Source organism: Streptomyces sp. ISL-100 (assembly GCF_018614615.1).
Taxonomy (GTDB): Bacteria; Actinomycetota; Actinomycetes; order Streptomycetales; family Streptomycetaceae; genus Streptomyces.
Genome location: NZ_JAGGOK010000005.1, coordinates 102,439 through 109,615, shown reverse-complemented (window position 1 = coordinate 109,615; position 7,177 = coordinate 102,439). Strand labels below are relative to the sequence as shown.

Here is a 7,177-nt window from a genome sequence, read left to right as displayed (position 1 = left end):
GTGACGCTCCTTACCCTCCGTGCGAGGAAGGAGTTCCAAGCGCCGATAGCCGAGCGTCACCTCGAAGCAGAAGTTGCCCATTGCGTTGGGGGCGTGACCTCGCCGCTGCTCGCACGCGCCGCGCGGCTCGCCCGGTGGGCGGGGCCCGCGACCCGGGTCGGCGCGGGCGGCGAACTCGTCGACGAGCAACTGCCCGAGGCCGCCGAGCACCTCGGTCTCGCCGCCGATGAGGACGGCGCGGCGGAGGCGAGCGAGGCCTGGCGTCTCGCCGTTGACGCGGGGCTTGTCGAGGTCACCGATCCCGCCGAGGGTGAAGAGGGCGAAGAGGAAGCCTTCGGCACCGCCACGGCCGGCGAGAACCTGGCGCTGCTCACCTCCGGCAGCCCGCAGGACGTACTCGCCATCTGGCTCGACGCCTTCGACGCCGTCTTCGCCGACGCCACCGCGCCCGTCCTGGACGACCTCGCGCAGGCCATCGACGAGGAGGGGCAGATCGACTTCGGGGCGCTGGAGTGGGACCCGGAGGCGGAGGCCGAGTTCTTGGAGGGCGTACTGGGCAATCTCTATCTGCTGACCGTCTCCGAGGGCGCGGCCGAAGGCCCGGTGCCGCTGCCCGCGCTCGCCGCCTCGATGATCGTGCCCGACGACATGGGCGAGCCCACCGACGACGTACTGGAACAGGTGTCGGACGCGATGATGCGGCTCGACGAGCAGTTCAGGGTGCTGGAGCCGATCGGGCTTGTCGCCTACCAGCCGGTCGACGAGGCGCTGATGGCGGAGGAGGGCGCGGAGCCCGAGCCGCCCGTGGACGACGAGGACGTGACGCGGTACGGAATGGTGGGGCTGACCCCGCTCGGCCTGTACGGGGTCAGGGCCCGCATGCTCGAAGCGGGCGTCGACGCACCCGCGGTCGGCGACCTCGCGGACAAGGGCGCCGAGGCGCTGCTCGACGGCATCGCGTATTTCCCCGAGTCGTCCGCCGGGGCCGAGACGCAGCTCTGGCTCGCCCGGCGCGAACCAGCCGCCGCCGCACGGGAGCTGCTTGCCGCCGCGCGCGGCACCGACCGCGGCGCGCCGCTGCGCAGGCTCCGCAGCCAGCAGGCGCTGTCGCTCGTCGGCCCGGAGGCGGAGGACGCGGTGCGCGAGGTGCTCGACGACGCGCAACTGGGCGGCCTGGCCCGGGTCTGGCTCGCCGAGCACGGTGCTTCGGACGTGCCGCCGCCGCCCGAGTCGATGATCTTCTGGCTGGCCATCGACACCATTGCCGCGCAGCTCGACGTGGACAGTGAACCGGACGAGCTCCAGGGCCTGGTAGCGGGGCTGACCGGCCGTCACAGTGGCTTCTTCGACGCGGCGTGGCGGGTGGATCACCCGGCCACGGCGGATGTCCTGGAGGCGATGGGGCGGCTGCATCCGGACAAGAAGGCGGCGAAGGAAGCGCGGAAGGCGGCGTTCAAGGCGAGGTCGCGCAGGGCGGGTTGAGTGGGCCGAACTGGGGCCCGGCCCCAGGCCCCGCTCCCTCAAACGCCGGAGAGGCTGAAAGGTGCCCAGGAGGCACTGTCCAGCCTGTCCGGCGTTCGGGAAGGGGCGGGGCGGGGCGGGGACAGCGCCGCAGGTACCCGCCCCTCAAGTCCGCAGATACGACGCGCCGTTCATGTCCAGCACCGTCCCCGAAGCCCACTCCGCACTCGGCGACGCCAGCCACACCACCGCGCCCGCGATCTCCTCGGCCGTGGCCACGCGGCCGAACGGACTCTGCGCCCTGATCGCCTCGCCCTCCGCGCCGCTCAGCCGGTCCGCCACCCGCTCCGTCTCGAAGAACCCGGGCGCGACCGACGCGACCCCGATGCCGTACGGCGCGAGGGACACCGCCAGCGACTGGCCGAGCGCGTGCACCGCCGCCTTCGTCGCTCCGTACGCCGGGTGGTCCGGCTCCCCGCGGAACGCGCCGCGCGAGCCGATGTTGACGATCCGGCCCGCCGTACCCCGGTCGATCATGCGACGGGCCGCGAGATGACTGAGGTTGGCCGTCGCGAGCAGGTTGACGGCCACATGGCGCTGCCATACGTCCGCCCACTCGTCGTACGGCGTCCGGGCGAGCGGGTGGCGCTCGTTGACGGCCGCGTTGTTCACCAGTACGTCGATGCCGCCGAGCCCCTCCGCCGCCACATCCGCCACCGCGACCGCGCCCGCCGGGTCGGACAGGTCGCCGCCGGCCAGCACATGGCCCGTACCGGGGAGACCGTCGAGGGTCCGCAGGGCGTCCTCGCGACGTGAACCGTAGTGGACCGCGACACGGTCGCCGCCCGCCGCGAAGGCGTACGCGACCGCGCGGCCCAGACCGCGCGACGCACCGCTGACGAGGACACGGCGGCCGGTGGCGGGCAGTTGCGGCGGCACGGACGGGTGCGGCACGGGCGGGGGCAGGTGCATGACGGTGGCCTCTCGGATGTCGGGCGTTGTTCAGCCCTCGTTTATACGCGCGCGCGAGCCTGGGCCCGAAAACACGTGCCCCTCAAGGGCCTCAGGAGGTACGAATGTCGATCACCCGCAGGGACTTCGCCAGACGCTCCGCGCTCACCGGTGCCTCGGTCGCGCTCGTCGGCAGCGTCGACGCGCTCGCCACCGCACCGGGGGCCCTCGCCGCCGACGACGCGGCGGAAACCGAAGGAGCGGGTGACGAGGCCGGAAAGGGCGGGCACGGTCCCGGCTACGGACCGCTCGTTCCCGACCCCGAGGGCATTCTGGCCCTCCCCGCAGGTTTCTCGTACCGGATCATCACGCACTCCGGTGTCACCAGGCTGGAGTCGGGTGAGTACACGCCGTCCAACCATGACGGCACCGCCGCCTTCGAAGGCCCGCGCGGCACGACGCTCCTCGTCAACAACCACGAGCTCAAGGGCGTGCGGTCGAAGTGGCAGTACCCCGTGCCGCTCGCCGAGGGCCTCGTGTACGACCCGGCCGCGTCCGGCGGCTGCACGGTCGTCGAGGTGCACCGCGGCGGCGAGGTCGCCGAGTGGGTCGCCGTCGCGGGCACCTCCACCAACTGCGCGGGCGGCAGCACCAGCTGGGGCACCTGGCTGACCTGCGAGGAGAACTCCGACCGGGCCGGCGAGAACGGCATGACCAAGGACCACGGCTACGTCTTCGAGGTCGACCCGTACGACCGCCGCGCCAATCTGAACCCCAAGCCGGTCAAGGCGTTCGGCCGCTTCGACCACGAGGCCGTCGTCATCGACCCGAAGCGCGGCCACGCCTACCTCACCGAGGACGACTCGGAGCCCAACGGGCTGCTCTTCCGCTGGGTCCCGCCGCACGGCTTCAAGCACGGCCGCGGACAGCTGCGCAAGCTCGCCGACGACGCCGGCACCCTCCAGGCCACCAAGTGCTTCGACTCCGGCGGCCGGTTCGTCGACGACCTGTCGCGCGCCACGCGCATCGGCACGGTCTACGGCGTCGACTGGATCGACGTACCGGACCGTGACGGCAGGACGGCACCGGTGCGCGAGCAGTTCGACGACGGGGACATCACACGGGCCCGGAAGCTCGAAGGCATGTGGTGGGCCGACGGCGGCGCGTACATCGTTTCCTCGTACGCCCGTGACGAGAGCCCCGGCGAGCCGCACGACGGGCAGGTGTGGTTCTACGATCCCAAGCGCCGCACGCTGACGCTGAAGGTGCTGCTCGGTACGGGCGGGCAGTTCGACGGGCCGGACAACATCACCGTCTCGCCGTACGGCGGGCTGGTCATCGCGGAGGACGGCGAGGGCGGCCAGCACCTCTTCGGTGCCACGGAGAGCGGCCGTACGTACCCCATCGCCCGCAATGACCTCAACGTGGGGACGGACGCCGAGCCGGAGTTCAGTGAGCTCACCGGGGTCGTCTTCTCGCCCGACGGGAAGACGCTCTACGCCAATATCCAGGACCCGGGGATCATGGTCGCGATCACCGGTCCGTGGCGGCGCCGTCGCCCTCGCTGACCGCGAGCAGCTCGGCCAGGGCGTCCTCGTGCTCGCGAATGAGGTCGGTCAGCGGCTCCTGCTCCCACCACGGCACGGTGGCCGCGCGCTCCGCGCACCAGGCGAGGGCTTCGGGCATGCTCGGCCGGTCGGCCGGGGAGGTGGCCAGGCAGGCGGCCAGGAAGCCGGGCCACTCGGCCCCCGGCACGCCGACGAGGTCGGGGGCGTCGTGCAGGGTCCGGTGGGTCACCTGCGCGGCGCTGCCCGACCCGAACGGATTGCGTCCCGTACTGGACAGCGCGAGGAGGGCACCCAGTGCGAACACATCGGCCGGTGTGTCCGCCCTGCTTCCCGGCGTCAGCTCCTCGGGGGCGATGAAGCCGCTGAAGCCCGAGCCGGCGGGGTCCAGCCCCGCCGAGCGGCCGACCGTGCCGAAGTCGATGATCTTGGGGCCCCGGCGGGTGATCAGGACATGGGCCGGTTTGAGTTCGAGGAGCGCGGGCCCCGCGCCGTGGATCGCGGACAGGGCCACAGCGAGCGCGGAGCCGAACGTGCCGAGGTCCGCGGGCCCGAGCGGACCGACCGTGGTGATCGCCTCCACGAGCGGCGGCCCCACGCAGAACTCGGACACCAGCCAGGGCTGCTGGTCCTCCGGGCCGGCGTCGAGCACCGTGGCGGTGAAGGGCCCGCGGACGCGGAGCGCGGCGGCGGCCTCGCGCCGGAACCGCTCGCGGAAGCGCGGGGCGGCGGTCAGATGCTCATGGACGGTCTTGAGGGCGACCAGCCGGCCGGCGGGCGTCCACGCCAGCTGGACACGGCCCGTACCGCCCTCACCGATCAGCGAGACGATGCGGTACTCCGCGCGCTCGGCCATGCCGTGGTCCCTTCCGCTCGTGCGGTCGTACGGTCGTACGGTCGCCGGTGATCCGGCCCGTCCAGTGATCTTTAGGGCGATCTTGATCGTGATCGCGATCCAGTGTCCCGGACGTCTTCTGCGACGCTCACGGCGGCCGGGCGGTTGCGCCCCTCGCGCTCTCTCGTGTTTCCGGCTCGTGTTTCCGGCAAAAACTTCTGGCGCCCGGGATGATTACGCCTCTTAAGCCTTGCCGCCATTGATGCTGTGAGGCGCAGCAATGGGGTGTCCGGCGCACGGACAACGGTTATTTCTTCGGCACAGTTGCGTCGCGGATTCGCATCCGCCCACGGGCTACAGGCGGTACAACTCGGCGGTCAGAGCGGTCGTTCAGTGCGTCACCGGCTTCTCGGAACGGCCTCGGGCACCCGTTTGTGCTGTGCGCCCCGCATCACTGCGGGGAAATTAATCGCCTGTCCCCCACGAAGGGGCCGCAGGGGCCGGCGGCCACCATTCGGATGCGCGGTCCAGGCCGTTTTTGCTCGATGTCGCCAATTTCGTTTCGCAGGAGACCTTTTGCGAGCGTGTGGAGCCCCGCGTGCTCATCGTCACTGCGCGTCGGCCGCGCCCGGCGCGCGGCGCGGTCCGACCGGCCGTGTGCCGCAGAATTTTCCAGTCCGCCCCTGGAACGTCACCGGGTACCGGCCCGGTCACCCTCCGTCCGCAACGCCTGGTCGCCGTACCTCCGGATGCCTTGCGGGAGCGGCCTTCCGCAGGGGCCCGCGGCCGGCCGCCGGCAGGGCCGCCGACCGGCCCCTGGCGAAGTGATCATGGGCGGGCATGGCGTGGCGGCCTCCCGGGGCGCATACTCTCAACTAATGACAAAGTCAGCCGGAGCCCGGCGCTACCTGCCGTCCAGTCCCTTCAACGTCCCCGCCGCGGACGCCCCCCCGATCGAGGTTTTCGAGGTGGGCGACCGGGTCTCGCATGATCAGTTCGGACTCGGGAGGGTCATCGCAGTCGAAGGCGAAGCCGCCGTTCTCATCGACTTCGCAGGACGGCAAGGCCGCATCCTGAGCCCCTTCACCAAGCTGACCAAGCTCTAGTCCCTGCGGCGCGCGAGCGCTACAGGGCCTGGGCTGCCGGCTTGACCATGCCGCGAACGGTGCGACTCTTCACGAAGTCGCCCATCGCGGTCATTTCCCATTCTCCAGAGAACTGCTTGATCAGCTTGGCCATCATTACCCCCGTCTGCGGCTCGGCGCCCGTCAGGTCGAAGCGGACCAGTTCCTCACCGGTCGCCGCGTCCAGCAGACGGCAGTAGGCCTTCGCCACCTCGGTGAACTTCTGTCCCGTGAAGGAGTTCACCGTGAACACCAGGCCGGTCGCCTCCGCCGGGATGCGGCCGAGGTCGACGGTGATCACCTCGTCGTCGCCGGCTCCCTCGCCGGTGAGGTTGTCACCGGAGTGCTTGACCGCACCGTTCAGGATCGACAGCTTGCCGAAGTAGCAGCTGTCCAGGTGCTTGCGATTCCCGTCGTACGCGATGACGGAAGCGTCGAGGTCGATGTCCTTGCCCCGGAACGCCGGCTCCCAGCCGAGGCCCATCTTGACCTGGGAGAGCAGCGGGCGGCCGCCCTTGACCAGGGAGACCGTCTGGTTCTTCTGGAGGCTGACCCGGCCCTTGTCGAGGTTGATCTTTCCGCTCGGGGCGGGGGCCGCGGGCGGGGCGGCGGGCGCCGCAGGAGCCGCAGGGGCGGCCGCGATCCGCGGGTCGGCCGTCGGAGCCGCAGGCGGCGCCACGGGCGCCTGAGCGGGCGCGGCAGCGGCCGGGGCGGCGGGCTCCTCCACCGAGACGCCGAAGTCCGTGGCGATGCCGGCCAGCCCGTTGGCGTAACCCTGACCGACCGCGCGCACCTTCCACGCGCCGTTGCGGAGGTAGATCTCCACGATCACCAGCGCCGTCTCGGACCCGAGCTGCGGCGGGGTGAACGTGGCGATCGTGACGCCGTCGTCTGCGCCCCGCACCGTGGCGGTGGGCTCGATGCCCTGGAAGGTCTGGCCCGCGGCGTCGGGGCTCGCCGTGACCACGATCTTCTCGATGCCCGGCGGGACCGCCGAGGTGTCCACCACGATCGCGTCGGGGGCGGTGCCGCCGCCGGAGCGGTAGGTGACACCGGGGCCGGAGGGCTGGTTGTAGAAGATGAAGTCGTCGTCCGAGCGCACCTTGCCGTCGGCGGTGAGCAGCAGGCCCGATACGTCGAGCCGCACCGGGGCGGCAACGTCCACGGCCACGCGGGCGGTGGAGAGCGGGATATTCGAGCCGGGGGTCATTGCGGTCATGCCAAAGCTAACGACCGACGCC

Annotated in this window: 6 protein-coding genes; 3 read left to right on the top strand and 3 right to left on the bottom strand. The window is 71.5% G+C overall.

Annotation, left to right across the window (positions count from 1 at the left end; all coding sequences use genetic code 11):
* The first annotated feature begins 45 nt into the window (after positions 1-45).
* Positions 46-1,482, top strand: a complete 1,437-nt coding sequence (locus J7E89_RS03940) for a hypothetical protein (protein WP_214968374.1) — start codon at positions 46-48, stop codon at positions 1,480-1,482.
* 144 nt (positions 1,483-1,626) lie between these two features.
* Here the strand turns inward: J7E89_RS03940 and J7E89_RS03935 are convergent, their stop codons facing one another.
* Positions 1,627-2,433: an SDR family NAD(P)-dependent oxidoreductase gene (locus J7E89_RS03935; protein ID WP_214968352.1), complete on the bottom strand. Its 807-nt coding sequence runs from the start codon at positions 2,431-2,433 to the stop codon at positions 1,627-1,629.
* Positions 2,434-2,537: 104 nt separating this feature from the next.
* Between J7E89_RS03935 and J7E89_RS03930 the strand changes: the two genes are divergently transcribed.
* Positions 2,538-3,980 (top strand): alkaline phosphatase PhoX, encoded by a 1,443-nt coding sequence (locus J7E89_RS03930; protein WP_214968349.1) that lies wholly within the window; start codon positions 2,538-2,540, stop codon positions 3,978-3,980.
* Here J7E89_RS03930 and J7E89_RS03925 read toward each other — a convergent pair.
* Complete coding sequence (locus J7E89_RS03925; RefSeq protein WP_214968346.1) at positions 3,946-4,833, bottom strand: protein kinase; 888 nt, start codon at positions 4,831-4,833, stop codon at positions 3,946-3,948. The genes J7E89_RS03930 and J7E89_RS03925 overlap by 35 nt on opposite strands.
* A gap of 857 nt (positions 4,834-5,690) precedes the next feature.
* Between J7E89_RS03925 and J7E89_RS03920 the strand changes: the two genes are divergently transcribed.
* Positions 5,691-5,918, top strand: a complete 228-nt coding sequence (locus J7E89_RS03920) for a hypothetical protein (RefSeq protein WP_028814330.1) — start codon at positions 5,691-5,693, stop codon at positions 5,916-5,918.
* Between the two features lie 19 nt (positions 5,919-5,937).
* Here J7E89_RS03920 and J7E89_RS03915 read toward each other — a convergent pair whose 3' ends face one another.
* Positions 5,938-7,155, bottom strand: a complete 1,218-nt coding sequence (locus J7E89_RS03915; RefSeq protein WP_214968344.1) for a TerD family protein — start codon at positions 7,153-7,155, stop codon at positions 5,938-5,940.
* Positions 7,156-7,177 lie beyond the last annotated feature (22 nt).